This is a genomic window from Halomonas sp. MCCC 1A11062, assembly GCF_021404355.1.
GTDB lineage: Bacteria > Pseudomonadota > Gammaproteobacteria > Pseudomonadales > Halomonadaceae > Halomonas > Halomonas aerodenitrificans.
Genome location: NZ_JABFTW010000015.1, coordinates 82641 through 101187, shown reverse-complemented (window position 1 = coordinate 101187; position 18547 = coordinate 82641). Strand labels below are relative to the sequence as shown.

Here is an 18547-nt window from a genome sequence, read left to right as displayed (position 1 = left end):
TTCGCTCGCGCAGCGATTTCCATCACGCTGGACGGAGCTGGCCGCGCTCGGTGGTGTAGATAATGTCCGGATCCGGGCGCGCGTCGTTGACGAAGCTGCGGAAGCGCTTGAGTTTCTCCGGGTCGCTGATGGCGTTGGCCCATTCGCACTCGTAGGTGTCGACCACGGCCTGCATCTGCCGCTCCAGCTCTTCGCCGATGCCGAGGCTGTCTTCGAGGATCACTTCCTTGAGGTAGTCCAGGCCGCCTTCCAGGTTCTCGCGCCACACCGAGGTGCGCTGCAGGCGGTCGGCGGTGCGGATGTAGAACATCAGGAAGCGATCGATGTAGCGGAACAGCTCTTCGTCGCTGAGGTCGGTGGCGAACAGTTCGGCGTGGCGCGGGCGCATGCCGCCGTTACCGGATACATACAGGTTCCAGCCGTTCTCGGTGGCGATCACACCAATGTCCTTGCTCTGGGCTTCGGCGCACTCGCGGGTACAGCCGGAAACCCCGAACTTGATCTTGTGCGGCGCGCGCAGGCCCTTGTAGCGGTGCTCCAGCCGGATCGCCATGCCGACGCTGTCCTGCACGCCGTAGCGGCACCAGGTGCTGCCCACGCAGGATTTCACCGTGCGTAGCGACTTGCCGTAGGCGTGGCCGGTTTCGAAGCCGGCTTCGATCAGCTCGCCCCAGATGGCCGGCAGGTCTTCCAGGCGGGCGCCGAACAGGTCGATGCGCTGGCCGCCGGTCACTTTGGTGTAGAGGTTGTACTTCTGCGCCACCTGCCCCAGCACCACCAGCTTGTCGGGGGTGATCTCCCCGCCGGCGATGCGAGGCACCACCGAGTAGGTGCCGTTCTTCTGCATGTTGGCCATGAAGGTGTCGTTGGTGTCCTGCAGCGGAATGTGGGCCGCGTCGGTGATCGGCTCGTTGAAGCAGGAAGCGAGAATCGAGGCCACTGCCGGCTTGCAGATATCGCAGCCAAGGCCGTGACCCACCTTGGAGCCATGCTTTTCCATCAGCTCGCTGAAGGTCTTGATGCCCTCCACCCGGACGATGTCGTAGAGCTCCTGACGGGTGTAGTGAAAGTGTTCGCAGATCGACTTGTCGACCTCCACGCCGCGGCTTTCGAGTTCGTGATCCACCAGGGTCTTGAGCAGGGCGGCACAGCCGCCGCAGCCGGTGCTGGCCTTGGTGGCGCCTTTCACCGTGCCCAGATCCACCGCGCCGCCGTCGATGGAGGCGCATACATCCGCCTTGGTGACGTTGTGGCACGAGCAGATCATGGCGGTGTCCGGCAGGGCGTCCGGCCCCAGCGCGGGGGCGGCACTGCTGCCGGCCGGCAGGATCAGCGAGGCCGGATCCTCGGGCAGTTTGATGCGGTTGGCGTAGTACTGCAGCAGGGTGTCGTAGTAGCTGTTGTCGCCCACCAGCATGGCGCCGACCAGGCGCTTGCCGTCGCTGGAGACCACCAGCTTGCGGTACTGCTGCTTGAGCGGGTCGAGAAAACGGAACTGGCGTGCTCCGGGTGTACGGTCGCCGTGGGCGTCGCCGATGGAGCCCACGTCGACGCCCATCAGCTTGAGCTTGGTGCTCATGTCGGCGCCCTTGAAGGGCTCATTGCCTTCGAGCAGCGTGACGGCGGCGGCCTTGGCCATCTGGTAGCCGGGGGCGACCAGGCCGAAGATGCTGTTATTCCACAGCGCCACTTCGCCGACGGCCAGGATGGCCGGGTCGCTGGTCAGGCAGTTGTCGTCGATCACTACGCCGCCGCGCTCGCCGATCTCCAGGCCGCAGTCGCGGGCCAGCTCGTCGCGGGGACGAATACCGGCGGAAAAGACGATGAGATCGGTTTCCAGCACCTTGTCGTCCTGAAACACCATGCGGTGGCGGCTGCGTTCGCCGTCGACGATCTCCTGGGTCGCGCGACCGGTGAGCACTTGTACGCCCAGCGATTCGATCTTCTCACGCAGCAGCTCGCCGCCTTCGGTGTCCACCTGCATCGGCATCAGCCGCGGGGCGAACTCCACCACGGCGGTGTCGAGGTTGAGCCCGCGCAGGGCATTGGCGGCTTCCAGGCCGAGCAGGCCGCCGCCTACTACCACACCGGTGGCGGCGTTTTCAGCGGCCTCGCGGATGGCGTCGAGGTCTTCCAGAGTGCGGTAGACTAGGCAGCCTTCACGGTCATTGCCGGGAATCGGCGGCACGAAGGGGTAGGAGCCGGTGGCCAGCACCAGGCGGTCGTAGGGGTAGCGGTCCTGATCGGTGACCACCTCGCCGGCATTGCGGTCGATGGCGAACACCGCTTCGGAAAGGCGCAACTCGATGCCGTGCTCGGCGTAGTAGTCGGCGGTGGAGAGGGCGAGCGAGGCGGCGTCACGCCCGCTGAAGTACTCGGAGAGGTGCACGCGGTCGTAGGCCAGGTGACGCTCCTCGCCGAACACGGTGATGGCGTAGCGCTCGGTGGCGCCGCGCTCGACCAGCTGCTCGACCAGGTGGTGGCCGACCATGCCGTTGCCGATGACGATCAGTTGCGGTTTGACGGGCGTGTTCATGCGGCCTCCTTCGCGGGGCGTTGCGGTGATTCGTTCAGTGCGTCGTCGAGCAGGGCCTGGGCGTCGGCGGCGCCGAGCAGCAGAGCGGCGCGGCAGACGCTGAGGTCGCGCCCGGCCAGGGCCTGCTCGAAGTACCAGGGGCCGGAGGCGGTGTCGCCGTAGAGCACGGCACCTTCCAGGCGGCCGTCACGCAGCAGCAGGCGGCGGTAGTCGCCCTGCTGGGGGTCGCGATAGCTGAGTACTTCGTGTTCGGGCTCGGGCTCGGTGGGGCCGAAGGCGTAGAGCGAGATGCCGCTGACCTTGAGCTTGGTGGCGGTCGGTTTCTCGACGTAGCCCTGGGTACTCTCGGCGCTCTCTGCACTAGCGCGGCAGAGCTTGTCGGTGAGCACCTCGACCTGGCGCCAGATCGGCTCGACCAGGCCGTAGAGATTGCCGAGGTGCTCGCAGCATTCGCCCAGGGCGTGAATGGCCGGGTCGCTGGTGGTGAGCCACTCGTCGACCACGATGCCGCGGTTGACCTCGAGTTCGGCCACCCGGCCAAGCTCGACCTGAGGCACGATGCCGATGGCCACTACCACGCAGTCGGCGGCCAGGTGGGTGCCGTCGGCGAGCAGGGCGGCGCACACCTGGCCCTCGGCGTCGGCCTCCAGGCGCTCGAGCTGGGCGTCGGTGTGAATGTCGAGCCCGCGACCGCGCAGCTCGCTTTCCAGCAGGCGGGCGGCGGTGAGGTCGAGCTGGCGGTTCATCAGGCGGTCTTCACGCTGCAGTAGGCTCACCTGCATGCCGCGTTTGCGCAGCCCTTCCGCCGCTTCCAGGCCGAGCAGGCCGCCGCCGATCACCACGGCGTTGCGGCCGGCTTCCGCGGCACGTGCCAGGGCGTCGGCATCGTGCAGGTCGCGGAATACGTGCACACAGCCTAGCTCGAGCCCCGGCACCGGCGGGCGGGCCGGGGTGGAGCCGGTGGCCAGCACCAGGCGGTCGTAGCCGAGTCGGCGACCGGCATCGGTGGTGAGCGTGCGTGCGTCGCGGTCGATGCTTTCCACCCGTTCGCCCAGTACCAGCTCGATGCCCTGCTCGGCGTACCACTCGGCGCTGCGCAAGGTCAGGGCATCGCGCCCCATTTCGCCGGCCAGCAGCGGTGAGAGCAGGATGCGATTGTAGGCCGGTGCGGTTTCGGCACCGATGACGGTGATCGCGGGCCGCTCGGGCCGGGCGAGCAGCGCTTCGACCAGGCGGTGGCCGGCCATGCCATTGCCGACGATGATCAGGCGGTCGGTTGTCGATGTCACGGGATGTCGCTGTGGCATGCGAACACCTCCTTTCGCTGCGCTTGTCGTGGTGGTGGCCCAGTGGCTGGGCACAAACGCAACGACGCCTCGGCGCGGCCCCTGTCGATGCGATGATCGAACCGGGTGCGCAGAGACGTCGTTGTCGCTAGCTGTGTGTGGCGACCTTCATTGATCGCCGGTTGATCATCGGTTTCAAGAAGCTGGCCAGGATGTGCCTAGCGGACGATTTTTTCTTCTATTTCATTGGGCTGGGGTAGGGCGGGAGGGCCGGTATCGGCATTGGCCCATACCGGCCGTGCACATCAATGGTGCGTTGCGGCATCGAAATGCACAGGGCTGTAGCACGCGGCGAGTTCGCCGGGCGAAAAGCGTCCTCCTTGAGCTTCCAGCTGCCTGGCGATGGGCTCGGCGAAGTGCAGTGCATCCTGCGGGGTGGGGCGCAGCATGCCGGCACCGTAGAGGCGCTGCCGAATGGGGGCAACGCCGAGTTCGAGCGACTCCAGATGCCGTACCGAATGGTCCAGGTAGGGCGGCAGGGCGAGCCATGCCAGCGCCTGGCGGCGGTTTTCCGGTGAGGCGGCCAGCCATTCGCTGGCCGCTACCAGGGCGCGCAGCAGGGCTCCCAGGGTGGCCGGGTTGCGCTCGGCCCAGGAGCGGGTCACGCCTAGCACTTTCTCTGGGTGGTCGGGCCATAGCTGGTCGCCGGTGGTCACCAGCCGTCCGGCGCCGCAGTGCCGGGCCAGGGTGCCCCAGGGCTCGCCGGCACAGAAGCCGTCGATCTCTCCGCTGCGCAACGCTTCCACCATGCGCGGCGGTGGCAGGGCCACCAGTTCCACGTGGCGTTCGGGATCGATGTCGCCGAGGGTCAGCCATTCGCGTAGCTGATAGTGCTGGCAGGAGTAGGGATAGACCATGGCCAGGCGGGGGCGCTTGTCGCTGCCGGGGCCGCGCAGCCAGTTGCCCAGTGCCAGTGCGCTGGCAGCCGGGTCGTCGCCTAGCGTCGCGCCGCTGGCCTCGCTCAGGGCCGTGGAAAGCGTCACGGTGTTGCCGTTACGGCTGAGCAGCAGCGGGGCCAGGGTGTCGCAGGGCGCCCGGCCCAGCCCCATGCTCATGGCCAGCGGCATGGGGGCGAGCATCTGGGCGCCGTCGAGCAGGCCGGCGGCGACCTTGTCGCGCAGAGTGGCCCAGGCGTTCTCCCGCGAGAGGGAGACGTCGAGCCCCTGATCGGCGAAGCAGCCGCACTCACGGGCGACGATCAGCAGGGCGGCATCGAGCAGCGGCACGAAGCCGAGGGTGAGGCGTTCCAGTTCCGGCGAGGTGGCGTGATGGTGCGGGTGGCTCATGAGCGGGGACCCCGTTTGTCGGCGGTTCGCCCCTGGGGCGATGTCAGGTTCAGGCGTTCGAGAACGTCAATGACGCTGTCGGCGACCTCGGCGATGCGCTGGCCACGGTCCATGGCCAGCTTGCGCAGCATGCGGTAGGCCTGCTCCTCGTCGCAGGATTGATGCTTCATCAGCAGGCCCTTGGCGCGTTCGATGCGCTTGCGTTCGGCCAGTTGGTTGCGTGCCTTGTCGAGCTCCTGACGCATGCTGTGAAAGGAGTCGAAGCGGGCAATGGCCACCTCAACGATGGCTTTGACCCGCTCGGGCACCAGGCCGTCGACCACGTAGGCGCTGACCCCGGCCTTGAGCGCGGCCTGCAGCATGTCGGAGTCGTGCTGGTCGGCGAAGAACACCACCGGTCGTGGGTTCTCGCGGTTGAGCAGGGCCATGCTCTCCAGGGTGTCGCGGTCGGGGCTCTCCATGTCGATGATCACCACGTCGGGCTGGTGACGCGCGACCATCTCGTTGAGGCTGGCGGGGCTGGTCAGTCGGCAGATGACCCGGTGACCCTCGGCCATCAGCGCCTCCTCGACCATGGCGGCGCGAACTACCTCGTCGTCGACCAGCAGGATGTTCAGGGGTGAGGGCATAGGCGTCGCTCGTGTCTGGCGTTATCGGGTCTGGCTCTGGTTTCGCTACCGAGTACCTGGCAAGAAACATGCAAAAGATATTCCAGTTGCGCATTTTCACGCCCATGCGCCCGCCAGGCGCCACTCTCCTGGTGAGTGAAAGGCCGCACAGCAGCAGCGGAATTGGCCACTCGGCACCAGCCTGGTGCATGGCCGGGCCGGGGCGCCGGGTCATGGTGCGAAGCAGCATGAAGCACGACGCTGGGCGGGAAGGCAAAGCATGACATCTGCCTGAAAGGGGATGGTTATTCTCGCCATGGCACGCTTTCTGCTTGATACACATCAGTGAATATCGACATGGGCGCACCGTCAGCGCCCGAGCGGCAACGACGCCCGCCAACCTTCCCTCAGTAATATCCCGGGGAAGCGTTGGCGGGCGTCGTCGTTTCGAGATCGTCGTTTCAAGAGTGCTCCAGAGGAGATCGACATGCGCGAAGCCCGAACCACCTGCCCCTACTGCGGCGTTGGCTGTGGCGTGGTGGCCAGCGTCGAGAAGAATGAGATCGTCGACGTGCAGGGCGACCCGCAGCATCCCGCCAACTTTGGCCGCCTGTGCGTGAAGGGCTCGGCCCTGCACGAGACGCTGGGTCATGGCGGTCGCCTGACCCGGCCCATCGTCGACGGTGTGGAGAGCGATTGGGCCACCGCACTGGATGCGGTGGCCAGCCGCCTGGGGGCGGTGCGCGATGCCCACGGTCCCGAAGCACTTGCTGCCTACCTATCCGGGCAGTTGCTCACCGAGGACTATTACGTTGCCAACAAGCTGTTCAAGGGCTTTCTCGGCACGCCTCACCTGGATACCAATTCGCGCCTGTGCATGGCCTCGGCGGTGGCGGCCCACAAGCGCGCCTTCGGCGCCGACGCGGTGCCGTGCTGCTACGAGGACCTCGAAGAGGCCGAGCTGGTGGTGCTGGTGGGCTCCAACCTGGCCTGGAACCATCCGGTGCTCTATCAGCGGCTGAAGGTGGCCAAGCAGCGCAACCCGCTGCTGCGGGTGGTGGTGATCGACCCGCGGGTGACCGACACCTGCGAGCTCGCCGACCTCTACCTGGGGCTCAAGCCGGGCAGCGACGCCCGCCTGTTCACCGGGCTGCTGGCGTGGATGGCTGCGCGCAACAAGCTCGACCGGGTGTATCTGGAGGCGCATACCCAGGGCTTCGAGGAGGCGCTGGCCGCGGCGCAAGAGCAGGATGCCGGCGTGGAAGCCATCGCCGCCGACTGCGACCTGGATGCGGAGCGTCTGGAGACTTTCTTCTACTGGTTTGCCAGCCACCTGCACGTGGTCACGATGTTCTCCCAGGGGGTGAACCAGTCGAGCAGCGGTACCGACAAGGGCAACGCCATCATCAACTGCCACCTGGCCGGCGGCAAGATCGGCCTGCCGGGGGCGGGGCCGTTCTCGATCACCGGCCAGCCCAACGCCATGGGCGGGCGCGAGGTGGGCGGGCTGGCCAACCAATTGGCCGCCCACATGGATTACGACACCCCCGGGGCGCGGGACCGTGTGACACGTTTCTGGACCACCGCGGGGCTGGTGCCGTGCCTGCCCGAAGGACCAGGCCACAAGGCGGTGGCGCTGTTCGAAGCGATCGAGCGCGGCGAAGTGCAGGCGCTGTGGATCATGGCCACCAACCCGGCGGTGAGCCTGCCGCGTACCGACCGGGTACGCGCGGCGCTGGCGAAATGCCCGCTGGTAATCGTTTCCGACTGCATGGCCAATGCCGACCTGCTGGCCTATGCCGATATCGTGCTGCCGGCTTCGAGCTGGTCGGAGAAGGACGGCACGGTGACCAACTCCGAGCGGCGCATCTCGCGCCAGCGCGGCATCCTGCCACCGCCGGGCGAGGCCCGGCACGACTGGTGGGCGCTGTGCGAGGTGGCCAAGCGGCTGGGCTTCGGCGAGGCCTTCGGCTACACCCACCCCAGCGAGATCTTCGACGAGCACGCCCGGCTCTCCGGCTTCGAGAACGGCGAGGGGCCGGGTGAGCGGCGCCGGCTGTTCGACATCTCCGGTCTGGCCGGGCTCGACCGCGCCGCCTACGATGCTTTAGAGCCGATCCAGTGGCCGGTCAATGTCGCTGCCCCCCGCGGCACCGCGCGGCTCTTCACCGACGGCCGCTTCGCCACGCCCGATGGGCTGGCGCGGATGGTAGCGGTGCGTTCGCGTGCGCCCGCCCAAGAGCTGGACGCGGCGCGCCCGCTGCGGCTCAATACTGGGCGCATTCGCGACCAGTGGCACACCATGACCCGTACCGCCCGCTCGCCGCGGCTGATGAACCACCGTGCCGAGCCGTTCATCGAGATCGCCCCGGAAGATGCCGCTGCGCTGGGGGTGGAAGAGCAGGGTCTGGCCTGCCTGCAGGGCGTCGGCGGTCGCTATGTCGGCCGCGTGCGGGTGTCGCGCGGGCAGCGCCGCGGCGAGGTGTTCGTGCCGATGCACTGGAACGGTTACTTCAGCGGCTCGGCCTTTTCCGGAGCGCTGATCGATAACCATGTCGACCCGGTTTCCGGCCAGCCGGAATCCAAGCACGGGGCGGTGGCGCTGGCGCCGCTGCCGGTGGAGTGGGAGGCCACCCTGCTGGTGGCGGACGACCTGGGTGTGGCCGAATCGCGCTGGTGCGACCGCAGCCAGTACTGGGCGCGGATTCCGCTGGGCGCCGCTCAGCGCTGGCAGCTGGCCGGCGGAGAACCAGCTAGCGCCAACGGCAGGATTGAAAGCGCCCGCGGCGAAATGGAAACCGCCTCGCCGGAGTGGCTGAGCTGGCTCGAGGCGACCCTGCCGGTGCCGCCCACCTTGTGGTGCACCGACCCGGCTAGCGGGCGCCTGCGTGCCGCGGGGGTCGATGACGCCGGGCGCCTGCGCTGGTGGTTCATGTCGGGGCCGCCCAAGGAGCTGCCCAACCTGGCCTGGCTCGCCGAGCGTTTCGGCGAAGCAGCAAGTGGCGAGAGCATGGCCGCCGAGCACCGCCGCCGCCTGCTGGCCGGCTGCGACGATGGCGCCGCCAACCAGGGGCCGGTGGTGTGTAGCTGCCATCAGGTGGGTCAACGCGCTATCCTAGGAGCCATCCGTGAAGGCGACGACAGCGTCGAGGCGCTGGGCGCCCGGCTAGCCTGTGGCACCCAGTGCGGAAGCTGCATTCCCGAGCTGAAATCGCTGATCGAAGAGGAGAAGGCCCATGCGCTCGCTGAGCCAATTGAAGACCCTGCTGTCGCCTGAGGCCTGGCTCAAGGCGCTGCTGCCGAAAACGCTGGGTCAGGCGGCACTGTCGCGCCTGCACGGCCTCGGCCATATCGTGCGCTCGCCGTTCGGCGGGTCGCGCTCCACGCCGGCGCCCACCGTGACCTTGGACGGTGAGTGTCGTGCCGGCTGCGTCTACCTGGTGGGGGCGGGCAGCGGTGACGTCGAGCTGCTAACGCTGAAGGCCGCGCGCCTGCTGCAGCAAGCCGATGCGGTGGTCTACGACCGCCTGGTGGGCGACGACGTGCTGGCGTTGATTCCCGCCGGCCACGAGCGCTACTACGTGGGCAAGGAGCGCGGCCACCACAGTGTGCCCCAGGCCGAGATCGGCGCGCTGCTGGTGAAGCTGGCACAGGAAGGTAAATCGGTGGTGCGACTGAAGGGCGGCGATCCCGGCGTGTTCGGTCGCATGGGCGAGGAGCTCGCTGCGCTGGCGGAGGGCGGCATTCAGGCCGAGATCGTGCCGGGCATCACCGCCGCCTCGGCGGCGGCGGCCGGCATGGGCATTCCGCTCACCGACCGCGCCCACGCCCAGCAGCTGCGCTTCATCACCGCCCAGCTGTGCCGCAAGGACGGCGAGCCCGACTGGGCCACCCTGGCGCGCCAGGACGAGACGCTGATCTTCTACATGGGGCTGACCAAGGTCGAGGCTATTTGCGCCGGGCTGCGGCGCAACGGGCTGCCCGACGACTGGCCGATCATGCTGGTGGCCAACGCCAGCCTGCCCGAACAGGCCTCGCTGGTGGGCACCCTGGCCGACATGCCCGCCAAACTGGCCGCCTCGCCGCTGCCTTCGCCCTGCCTGATCGTGGTCGGCAGCGTGGTGCGCATGACCGAGACGACCCCCGCCGCCGGAGACAAGGCTCTGGCAGCGCCGCCGACACCGTAACGCTCGTCACTCAAGAACACGCTCGCAGCTTCTGCTTATTAGGCGCAGCTCGCTGAAGGGGACTAGGCTGATTCTCGACCTCGACGCAGTCGGGCTGGATGCCCTCTCTTACGGCAAGGAGCTGCCATGCAGGAAATCGAGCGGAACGAGAGTGCGCTCTCACGTTTCACCCGACGCACGCTGATCGTCATCGGGCTTGCCAGCCTGGTGGCGGTGCTGCTGTTCTTCGCCAGTCAACTCATCGATGTGATGCTGCTGGTCTTTGCCAGCATTCTGGTTGCCGTGTCCATCGACGGTGCGGTGCGGCTGTGTCAGCGCTATCTGCCCTTGAGTCGACCCTGGGCGCTGTTGCTGGCGCTGCTCATGATCTGCCTGAGCATGGTGGGCTTGGGAGCTCTGATCGGCCCACGTATCGGCGAGCAGCTGCCGCAACTGGTGGCTGAACTGCCCCAGGCGTTCCAGCAGTTCCTGAACAACTTCCGTGAGCTGCCCGGCATCGAAACGGCGATGGCGGAAGTGGAGGAGCCGGCGCAACTGATCGGCGAGCCCGTCATCGACTATTTCACCAATTTCTTTGCCACCACCTTCGGCGCCATTGCCAGCTTCTTCCTGATCTTGCTGATCGGCTTCTATTTGGTGCTCAGCCCGGCCAAGTACATCGGCAACGTGTTGCTGCTGTGCCCGCCCGCAAAACGCGACCGGCTGGCCCAGGTGCTGTGCATGCAGGGCAGGGCACTGCGCCTGTGGCTGCTGAGCCGGCTCGTCTCGATGGTGTTCGTGGGCGTTTCCGTGGCGTTGGGGCTGGTCCTGCTCGGCGTGCCCATGGCTGGCGCCCTGGGCCTGGTGGCGGGGCTGTTCACCTTCATTCCCTACCTGGGGCCGATCATCGGTGCCATCCCGACGATCCTGATCGCCTTTCTCGAATCGCCCCAACTGGCGCTGTATGCCCTGATTCTCTATTTCGTGGTCGAGACCCTGGAGTCGAACCTGGTGATGCCGCTGGCCGCCAAGGGGCTGGTGCGACTGCCACCCGCCTATACCGTCATCGTGCAGCTGGCCGGGGCGGCCGTGGCCGGTGTGGCCGGCGTGATTCTCTCGACGCCCCTTGCGGTGGTTGCCGTGGTCACGCTGCAGGCGCTCTACATCAACGACGTGCTGGGGGACGACATCGAGGTTCTCGGCGGGCGCTAGAGGGCGGCCGGCTCACGCCTATCCCCCTCGACCGGTATCGTCGTGCAGTGAGACGGCCTCGCGTACGGTCTGGTGCACGATGAGGCGCAGTTCGTCATCGTCCCAGGGCTTGGTCAGGAACTTGTACACGGCGCCCTCGTTGATGGCTTCGGTGACCGTTTTCAGGTCGGTATAGCCGGAGAGCAGGATCTGCAGCGTTCGCGGGTAGAGTGCCTTGATGCGCTTGAGAAACTCCGTGCCGTTCATCTCGGGCATGCGCTGGTCGCTGATGACCAGGGCAACCTCCTCGGTGGCCAGCAGCTCGAAGGCCTGCTGGGCGCTGCTAGCGGTCAGGATGCGGTAGCCCTCGCGGCGCAGTGTGCGGGTCAGGGCGCGCAGGACGTTGATCTCATCGTCGACCAGCAGGATCGTCGGGGTCGAGGCGTCGGGCTGGGCAAGGTCGGTCTCGTGAGCCCTCGCGTTATGTTCTCTCATGAACGCGACCAGATCGTCGAAGGGCATGGGGCGAGCGAAGTAGAAGCCTTGGAAGAGATCGCACCAGAGCCTGCTGAGATAGGCATGGTGAGCCTGCGTCTCGACCCCCTCGGCGATGACCTTGAGCTGCAGGCGGTTGGCCATGGCGATGATGCCCTGGACGATGGCGGCATCGCGATGGTCGCTGATCACATCCTTGATGAAGGAGCGGTCGATCTTGATCTTGTCGATGGGCAGATGCTTGAGATAGCTCAGGCTGGAAAAGCCGGTACCGAAGTCGTCGATGACCACGCCGATACCATGCTGGCGCAGGGCGGACAGGGTCTCGATGGCCTTGTCGGTGCTGTCCATCAGGATGTTCTCGGTGAGCTCCAGCTCCAGCAGGGCGGCCGGCAGGCCGGTCTCTTCCAGCATGGCCAGCACGGCCTCGACGAACCCGCTGCGATGGAACTGCGTCGGCGAAAGGTTGACCGCCATCGGGAGCTGCCCCAACCCCATGTCCATGAGGCGGCGATTGTCCTGGCAGGCGGTGCGCACGACCCAGTCGTTGATGGCGACGATCTGGCCGGTTTCCTCGGCCAGGCCGATGAATTCTCCCGGCGGGATGAAACCACGCTCGGGATGGTGCCAGCGAATCAGCGCCTCGTAGCCGACCACGCGGCTGCTGGCACCGTGGAACTGCGGCTGATAGTGCAGCTCGAACTGACCCTCGTCGATGGCGCGCTGCAGGGCGCTGCGCAAGGCAACGCGATGGCTGACTCTGTCATCGAGCTCGCGCGAGAACCAGTAGTAGGTGTTGCGGCCGCGGCGCTTGGCCTGGTACATCGCCAGATCGGCCTGCTGAATGAGCTGGTCGGGTGCACCGCTGCCATCGTGCAGGGCGATGCCGATGCTGGCGGTGAGATGCAGCTCGCGCTGGTCGATGAGATAGGGGCGGGCGACGGCTGTGAGCAGGCGTTCGACGATGGCGATGATGTCGTCCGGTTCGGGCAGCATCACGATGAAGGCATCGCCGCCAATGCGCGCCACGGTATCGCTGCGGCGCACCTGCTGCACCAGTCTGGCGGCAACTTCGATCAGGATGCGATCGCCCTGCTCGTGACCCAGGCTGTCGTTGATCGACTGAAAATCGTCCAGGTCGAGGTAGAGCAGGGCGATACGCTGCGGCTGCCCCGGCGAGGGCGTGCAGCTCTGGCGCAGGCGCCGCTCCAGATAGTGGCGATTGGCCAGGCCGGTGAGAACGTCGTGGTCGGCATGATAGGCCAGCCGCGATTCGTACTCCCGCTCCGCCGAGATGTCGTTGAGGATGCCGATGTAGTGGCTGATCTGCTGCGTATCGTCCCTCACCGGAGAAATGTGTAGATCGTTCCAGAAGGGCGAGCCATCCTTACGATAGTTGCACAGGGTCATGTGGAAATCGCGCTGTGCGTCGAGCTCGCGACGAATGCGCTGACCCAGGGCAGGGTCGGGCTGGTCGCCCTGCAGAAAGCGGCAGTTACGCCCCATGACCTCGTCGCGGCTGTAGCCGGTGATGCGTTCGAACGCGGCATTGACGTAGACGATGGGCAGGTCGGGCGCGCGGGCATCGGCAATGACCACGCCGTTGACGCTGGATTCGATGCCTCGCTCGAGGATGCGCAGCTTTACATCGGCTTTCTTGCGCTGGCCGATGTCCTGGAAATAGATCGCCAGCCCCTCTTCGTTGGGGTGGACGCTCACCTTCACCCACAGATCGAGCTTGGCATAATAGGCCTCGAAGCTGGCCGGTACCGACTCGTCGAAGGCGCGACGATACTCCGTTTCGAAGCGGGTGCCCTTGACATCGGGAAAGGCGTCCCACAGCAGCTGGCCGACCAACGCTTCCCGAGGGCTTCCGATGATGCGCTCAGCCGCCGGATTGACGTTGGTGATGCACCACTCCTTGTCCACCTTGATGAAGCCATCGGTGATGCTTTCCAGTAGGCGATTCAGGCGCGCCTCGAGGCGCTTGCACTGCTCCTGGCAGCTTGCAAGCTGAAGCTCGAGAGCGTTACTCATCGTCCTTGTCCTCGCGATACACCAGGATCGTGTAGCGCTGATTCTCGGCTTCTTCGAGCAACATCAGCTTCTCGATCAGGTGGGCCGTGAGCTCCTTGCCCTCATGCAGCAGCAGCATGCCGCTGGTGGAACGAATGTCCTGAGCGAGTACCATCCTGGGCTGAAGCTGGCGGGTTTCCAGTGCCGTCACTGGGCGGCCATGGCTTTCGAGGTCGGGCGCCTTGTCCTGGCACAGGGCAATGAAAGCCCGGCACAGGCTGGGGTCGTAGAGGCGCCCGCTGAACTTGCGCAGCAGTTCCAGCGCACGTGGGCGAGTCACCTGCTGCGGCAGGATCATGCCGCGCTGCAGCTCGATGAAGTCGACGGCGAGCCCCAGCAGGCGTGAACCATAGGGAATGGCCTCGCCCTGCAGTCGGTCGGGAAAGCCATTGCCGTTCCAGTGCTCTCGGTGATGGCGAATCAGCCGTGCCGCCCCCTCCATGTGCTCCAGGGATATCAGCAGGTTTTCCCCTGTGGTCGGATAGAGGCGATAGAGCTGGCGTTGCTCGCCCGTGAGCTGTTCGGCGGGGGAAGCGATCATGCGGTCGCTCCAGGCCAGCTTGCCCAAGTTGTAGAGGGCGGCGGCCAGCTCCAGCTCATGCTGCAGCTTCTCGTCCAGGCCTTGCTCGGTGGCGAAGGCCTGCACCAGGACGCCTACCTTGGCATTGGTTTGATAGCGCGGCGGAAGACGCTGTCCCATCAGCGACGAGAAGACCTTGGTTGCCGTCACATAGCTTTTGCGCAGCTCCTCGAACGCCACTTCCAGCATGTCGGCGGTCTGTTTGAGTTCCTGGGTACGCGCTTCGACGCGCTGCTCCAGCGTCGCGTTGAGCGCGGCGAGCTCCTGGTTTTGAGCGCGCGTGAGCTCTTCGAGTCGTTTTCTCTCACTTTCGGTGCGCTGATGCTGGAGGGCCTGACGCAGGGTCAGGCGTAGCCCATCGTCGTCCCAGGGCTTGGCCAGATAGCCGTAGATATGGCCGTCGTTGATGGCACGCACGGTGGCGGCCAGATCGCTCTGCCCAGTGAGCAGCAGGCGCTGGCAGTCCGGCCATTGCTGGCGAACCCGTGAGCACAGCTCGGCGCCATCCATCTCGGGCATCAGGAAGTCGCACAGCAGCAGATCGATCGGTTCGCGTTCGAGTACTTCCAGAGCGGACGGCCCGCTTCCGGCGGTATGCAATACGTACCCTTCATGACGAAGCACTCGGGAGAGCGCGGCGAGCACATTGGGTTCATCGTCGACCAGTAGCAGCCTGGCGGGTACGGGTTCCTGTGCCACGTCTTCCATGCAGCTTCCTCCCATCCTGGTGAGAACTGTGCCGAAACGGCTTTATTAACACTTATCGGCAGATGAAGAGGAAGCTTTAGGAAATTCAGCCCGGGAGGTGCTCGAGAATGGTATCGACGCTGCTCTTGTCGATCACGCCACGTTCGGTATCGATGCCTACGTAGCTGACGACACCATCCTCGGCGATCAGCGCGAAGCGCAGGCTGCGGATGCCCATGCCGGCGCCGCTGGCGTCTTTCTCCATGCCCAGGGCACGGGTCAGCTCGGCATTGCCGTCGGCCAGCATCAGAATCGCCTGGGCATTCTGATCCTTCTGCCAGGCGCGCATCACGAAGGCGTCGTTGACCGACATGCAGGCCAGCGTATCCACTTTTTCCAGCACCTGGTCGGCCTTGATCACGAAGCCTGGCATGTGGGTATTCGAACAGCCCGGCGTGAAGGCCCCGGGTACGCCGAACAGCACCACGCGCTTGCCGCTGAAGATGTCGCCGGTGGAGATATCCTCGGGGCCGTCGGGGCCGATGGTCTTGATCGTTACGTCGGGGATCTTGTCGCCTACCGAAATGGGCATGGGCAGCTCCTTGTCTGGGGATGGGGTCTTGGCATCGCCTGGATACTGTAGAGCAATTCCTGGATCAGGGTCGTTGCCGAATGTAGCGAGTTTCAACTGCCCTGATAGGCATCGAAGACTTCCTGGCCGGTCATGTTGTGGGTCTCGTTGGCAAAACGGTAGTACTCGGGTTTCTGGTCGATGAAGATCTGGGTGTCGAAGGTCCAGGCTTCGCCGCCATCCACCAGGCCTACCGGAACGGCATAGTGATCGCCGGTCTTCAGCCGGTAGAAGAGGTGGGTGCCGCAGCGCTTGCAGAAACCTCGCTCCGCCCAGTCCGACGAGGGATAGACGGTGACGTTCTCCTCGCCTTCGATCTCGATGTCGCTGACCGACTCCAACGCCAGCAGCGGCCCGCCGCCCCAGGTGCGGCACATGCTGCAGTGGCAGGCGCCGACATTCTGCTTATGGGCGGCCACCGCCACGTTGACGGCACCGCACAGGCAGCTGCCGCGCGCGTTCATTCCATCCATCATCCATTTTCTCCTGCGTTACACGACGGAAAGGGTTACCGACTCCAGCAGTGTAGCTATACCGGCGCCAGGCCACTCGTCTCCTTTTCAAACTGTATGGATGGATATCCAACGCTGCCTGACCAGAGGCGAGGGAGCGATGTTTGCTACGGTGTGTAGAGTCAAATGACGTCAGGGAGACGGCACATTGCAGCGACGCAAGAAGCTCAAATGGATAGGAGCCACTGCACTGACGGTTGCGTTACTCTTCGCGATCGGTGCGGTCATGATGTCCAACCTCACCCCCAAGCCCAAACGTTTGGTCGAGCCGATAGTGATCGATCATGGCCTCGACGACCCACGCTTCATGCGGTCGTTGGGACAGATCCTTCCGCATCCCCTCGTTGGCGGCAACGGTATCGACCATATCGAGGGTGGCGAGGCGATTTATGCGGCCAAGCTCGACGCCATCGCTGCGGCGCAACATTCCATTAACTTCGAGGTTTTCGAATTCTTTGGTGACGAGGCGGCGGCGGCCTTCGCCGACGCGCTGGCCGAGGCGGCCGAGCGGGGCGTGGCCGTACGCGCATTGCTCGACTACGTGGGTACCATGCCCGCCGAGGAGGAACATCTCGAACGCATGGAGGAGGCCGGGGTGGAGGTGATTCGCTGGCGCGAGCCGGCCTGGTACCAACTGCCGCAGTTCAATCACCGCACCCACCGCAAGCTGCTCATCGTCGATGGTGAAATCGGCTTTACCGGGGGCGCCAACGTCACCGACAGCTGGCTGCCGGAAGACGACGCGCCGGGTTACCGCGACCACCACTTCCGCATTACCGGACCGGTAGTGGGCAACATGCAGGCGGCCTTCGTCGAGGTCTGGCTCGAGGCGAGCGGGGAGCTGCTGCACGGCGAAGACTACTTCCCCGAGCTAGAACCTCAGGGAGAGCTGCTCATGCAGATGGTCAGCAGCAAGCCTCGCGAGGGCATGCATCGGATTCGCATGATGTTCAAGTACGCCATCGCTGCCGCCCAGGAGCGCATCACGATCTCCTCGGCCTATTTCTACCCCGACCCAAGCTTCCTCGATGCGCTGACCGAAGCCGCCGAGCGAGGCGTCGAGGTGCGTATTCTGGTGCCCGGCGACAGCATCGATTACGGCTTCGTCCGGCATGCCTCGGTGAACCGCTGGGGCCCCATGCTCGAAGCAGGAGTGGAGATCTACGAGTATCAGCCTGCCATGTACCACGCCAAGCTGATCAGCATCGACGACCGCTGGGCCAGCATCGGCTCCACCAACATCGACAACCGTTCGTTTCGCATCAACAAGGAGGGCAACGTCAACGTCTACGACGAGGACTTCGCCCGCTACGTTCGTGGCCTGGTAGAGGACGATCTCGACGACGCCATTCTCTATACCGTCGAGCGCTGGGAAGAGCGCCCCTGGCACAAGCGCCTGGCGGGCTGGGTGAGCATGATCGCCGGCGCGCATTATTGAGCCGGCGGCGCATGGGGGGAGCTAGCCGAGCGATTCCTGCGCACGTTCCTGAATCAGGATGCGCAGCGCGGCGGCGGCGGCCGAGAGCGGGTGGCGGTGGCGGATGACGATACCCAGCGGCCTTTCCACGTCCGGCGCCGTCAACGGCCGGTACTCGATGCCCTGAGTGGATATCTGACGAAAGCTGAGCCGCGGCAGCACGCTGATGCCGAGCCCGGCGGCGACCATGCGCCCCACGGTGGCGATCTGACTGGCATCGCAGAGGATCTCGAGCGGCTCGCCCACCTCGGCCATGATGCGGTCGATCTCCTGGCGCGAGCTGGAGAGACGGTTGATGCCGATAAACGGGTGACCGGCCAGCTGCCGCCAGGCCAGGCTCTCGTGTGCCAGCAGTGGGTGGCCGCTGGGGCACACCGCCACGTAGCGGTCCATCAGCACCGGCTCGAAGGCCAGCTCCTCGGTGTCGTGGGGCGCCACGGAAAGGCCCAGGTCGGCGCGCCCCTCACGCACCATCTGACTGACCTGCTCGGCCAGCACGTCGTGCAGGCTCAGGTTGATGCGCGGGTAGCGGGCATGGAAGGCGGCGATGATGCCCGGCAGCAGGCCCGCCGCCAGGGTGGGCAGGGCAGCCACGGTGACCTTGCCGCGCTGCTTGGAGAAGCGCTCTTCGAGATCCTCGAAGGCCTCGGACCAGTCGTTGAGTAGACGCACCGCCACCGGCAGGAAGGCCTCGCCCTCCGGGGTCAGGGTCAGCTGGCGCGTGGTGCGCGAGAACAGCGCGCCGCCCACTGCCTCTTCCAGTTTGCGCAGGGCGATGGAGATCGCCGGCTGGGAGAGATGGATGCGTTCGCTGGCTTCGGCCAGGCTGCTCGACTGGGCCACGGCGACGAAGGCGCGCAGCTGCTTGATGCTGGGTTTCATTTAGAAAGTAAAACACAATTTAAAAACAATTCAATATACAAAATAGTTGGCCCAATCCAAGCTGCTTCATGGGG

General features: G+C 65.6%; 13 protein-coding genes. 4 read left to right on the top strand and 9 right to left on the bottom strand.

The annotated features are described in order from the left end of the window. Nucleotides 1–22: 22 nt before the first annotated feature. From nirB to HOP58_RS15890, 4 genes are all read right to left on the bottom strand, one after another. Complete coding sequence (gene nirB, locus HOP58_RS15905) at nt 23–2536, bottom strand: nitrite reductase large subunit NirB (protein ID WP_234260849.1); 2514 nt, start codon at nt 2534–2536, stop codon at nt 23–25. Next, nucleotides 2533–3843, bottom strand: coding sequence for an FAD-dependent oxidoreductase (locus tag HOP58_RS15900; protein ID WP_234260848.1), 1311 nt, complete (start codon nt 3841–3843; stop codon nt 2533–2535). The genes nirB and HOP58_RS15900 overlap by 4 nt, the downstream gene beginning before the upstream one ends. A gap of 284 nt (nt 3844–4127) precedes the next feature. Then, a complete protein-coding gene (locus tag HOP58_RS15895) occupies nt 4128–5168 on the bottom strand; it encodes a CmpA/NrtA family ABC transporter substrate-binding protein (RefSeq protein ID WP_234260847.1) in 1041 nt (346 codons plus the stop codon). Continuing rightward, nucleotides 5165–5797, bottom strand: a complete 633-nt coding sequence (locus HOP58_RS15890; protein WP_234252909.1) for an ANTAR domain-containing protein — start codon at nt 5795–5797, stop codon at nt 5165–5167. Before HOP58_RS15890 ends, HOP58_RS15895 begins: the two co-directional genes overlap by 4 nt. Before the next feature lie 466 nt (nt 5798–6263). On the opposite strand from HOP58_RS15890, the gene HOP58_RS15885 reads away from it, so the two are divergent. The 3 genes from HOP58_RS15885 to HOP58_RS15875 all read left to right on the top strand — a co-directional run bounded on the left by HOP58_RS15885 (nt 6264) and on the right by HOP58_RS15875 (nt 11154). Further along, nucleotides 6264–9053, top strand: a complete 2790-nt coding sequence (locus tag HOP58_RS15885) for a nitrate reductase (RefSeq protein ID WP_234260846.1) — start codon at nt 6264–6266, stop codon at nt 9051–9053. After that, nucleotides 9013–9963, top strand: coding sequence for a uroporphyrinogen-III C-methyltransferase (cobA, locus tag HOP58_RS15880; protein WP_010629460.1), 951 nt, complete (start codon nt 9013–9015; stop codon nt 9961–9963). The genes HOP58_RS15885 and cobA overlap by 41 nt, the downstream gene beginning before the upstream one ends. Nucleotides 9964–10089: 126 nt before the next feature. Further along, nucleotides 10090–11154, top strand: a complete 1065-nt coding sequence (locus HOP58_RS15875) for an AI-2E family transporter (protein WP_010629459.1) — start codon at nt 10090–10092, stop codon at nt 11152–11154. Between the two features lie 18 nt (nt 11155–11172). Here HOP58_RS15875 and HOP58_RS15870 read toward each other — a convergent pair whose 3' ends face one another. The 4 genes from HOP58_RS15870 to HOP58_RS15855 form a co-directional block, all read right to left on the bottom strand. Further along, nucleotides 11173–13665 (bottom strand): EAL domain-containing protein, encoded by a 2493-nt coding sequence (locus HOP58_RS15870; RefSeq protein WP_234260845.1) that lies wholly within the window; start codon nt 13663–13665, stop codon nt 11173–11175. After that, complete coding sequence (locus tag HOP58_RS15865) at nt 13658–14992, bottom strand: HD domain-containing phosphohydrolase (RefSeq protein ID WP_234260844.1); 1335 nt, start codon at nt 14990–14992, stop codon at nt 13658–13660. The genes HOP58_RS15870 and HOP58_RS15865 overlap by 8 nt, the downstream gene beginning before the upstream one ends. Nucleotides 14993–15077: 85 nt before the next feature. Further along, entirely contained in the window at nt 15078–15563 is a 486-nt protein-coding gene (locus tag HOP58_RS15860) for a peroxiredoxin (protein WP_234260843.1), read from the bottom strand. Nucleotides 15564–15655: 92 nt separating this feature from the next. Next, nucleotides 15656–16075, bottom strand: coding sequence for a GFA family protein (locus tag HOP58_RS15855; RefSeq protein WP_346657474.1), 420 nt, complete (start codon nt 16073–16075; stop codon nt 15656–15658). Nucleotides 16076–16340: 265 nt separating this feature from the next. Here HOP58_RS15855 and HOP58_RS15850 point away from each other — a divergent pair, with 265 nt between their 5' ends. Beyond that, nucleotides 16341–17552: a cardiolipin synthase B gene (locus tag HOP58_RS15850; RefSeq protein WP_234260842.1), complete on the top strand. Its 1212-nt coding sequence runs from the start codon at nt 16341–16343 to the stop codon at nt 17550–17552. 21 nt (nt 17553–17573) lie between these two features. Here HOP58_RS15850 and HOP58_RS15845 read toward each other — a convergent pair whose 3' ends face one another. Continuing rightward, entirely contained in the window at nt 17574–18473 is a 900-nt protein-coding gene (locus HOP58_RS15845) for a LysR family transcriptional regulator (RefSeq protein WP_234252914.1), read from the bottom strand. Between the last annotated feature and the right edge of the window lie 74 nt (nt 18474–18547).

Bases quoted from the DNA above. Each gene is read 5' to 3' on its own strand.
- nirB (WP_234260849.1), bottom strand. From the start codon at position 2,536: ATGAACACGCCCGTCAAACCGCAACTGATCGTCATCGGCAACGGCATG.
- HOP58_RS15900 (WP_234260848.1), bottom strand. From the start codon at position 3,843: ATGCCACAGCGACATCCCGTGACATCGACAACCGACCGCCTGATCATC.
- HOP58_RS15895 (WP_234260847.1), bottom strand. From the start codon at position 5,168: ATGAGCCACCCGCACCATCACGCCACCTCGCCGGAACTGGAACGCCTC.
- HOP58_RS15890 (WP_234252909.1), bottom strand. From the start codon at position 5,797: ATGCCCTCACCCCTGAACATCCTGCTGGTCGACGACGAGGTAGTTCGC.
- HOP58_RS15885 (WP_234260846.1), top strand. From the start codon at position 6,264: ATGCGCGAAGCCCGAACCACCTGCCCCTACTGCGGCGTTGGCTGTGGC.
- cobA (WP_010629460.1), top strand. From the start codon at position 9,013: ATGCGCTCGCTGAGCCAATTGAAGACCCTGCTGTCGCCTGAGGCCTGG.
- HOP58_RS15875 (WP_010629459.1), top strand. From the start codon at position 10,090: ATGCAGGAAATCGAGCGGAACGAGAGTGCGCTCTCACGTTTCACCCGA.
- HOP58_RS15870 (WP_234260845.1), bottom strand. From the start codon at position 13,665: ATGAGTAACGCTCTCGAGCTTCAGCTTGCAAGCTGCCAGGAGCAGTGC.
- HOP58_RS15865 (WP_234260844.1), bottom strand. From the start codon at position 14,992: ATGGAAGACGTGGCACAGGAACCCGTACCCGCCAGGCTGCTACTGGTC.
- HOP58_RS15860 (WP_234260843.1), bottom strand. From the start codon at position 15,563: ATGCCCATTTCGGTAGGCGACAAGATCCCCGACGTAACGATCAAGACC.
- HOP58_RS15855 (WP_346657474.1), bottom strand. From the start codon at position 16,075: ATGGATGGAATGAACGCGCGCGGCAGCTGCCTGTGCGGTGCCGTCAAC.
- HOP58_RS15850 (WP_234260842.1), top strand. From the start codon at position 16,341: ATGATGTCCAACCTCACCCCCAAGCCCAAACGTTTGGTCGAGCCGATA.
- HOP58_RS15845 (WP_234252914.1), bottom strand. From the start codon at position 18,473: ATGAAACCCAGCATCAAGCAGCTGCGCGCCTTCGTCGCCGTGGCCCAG.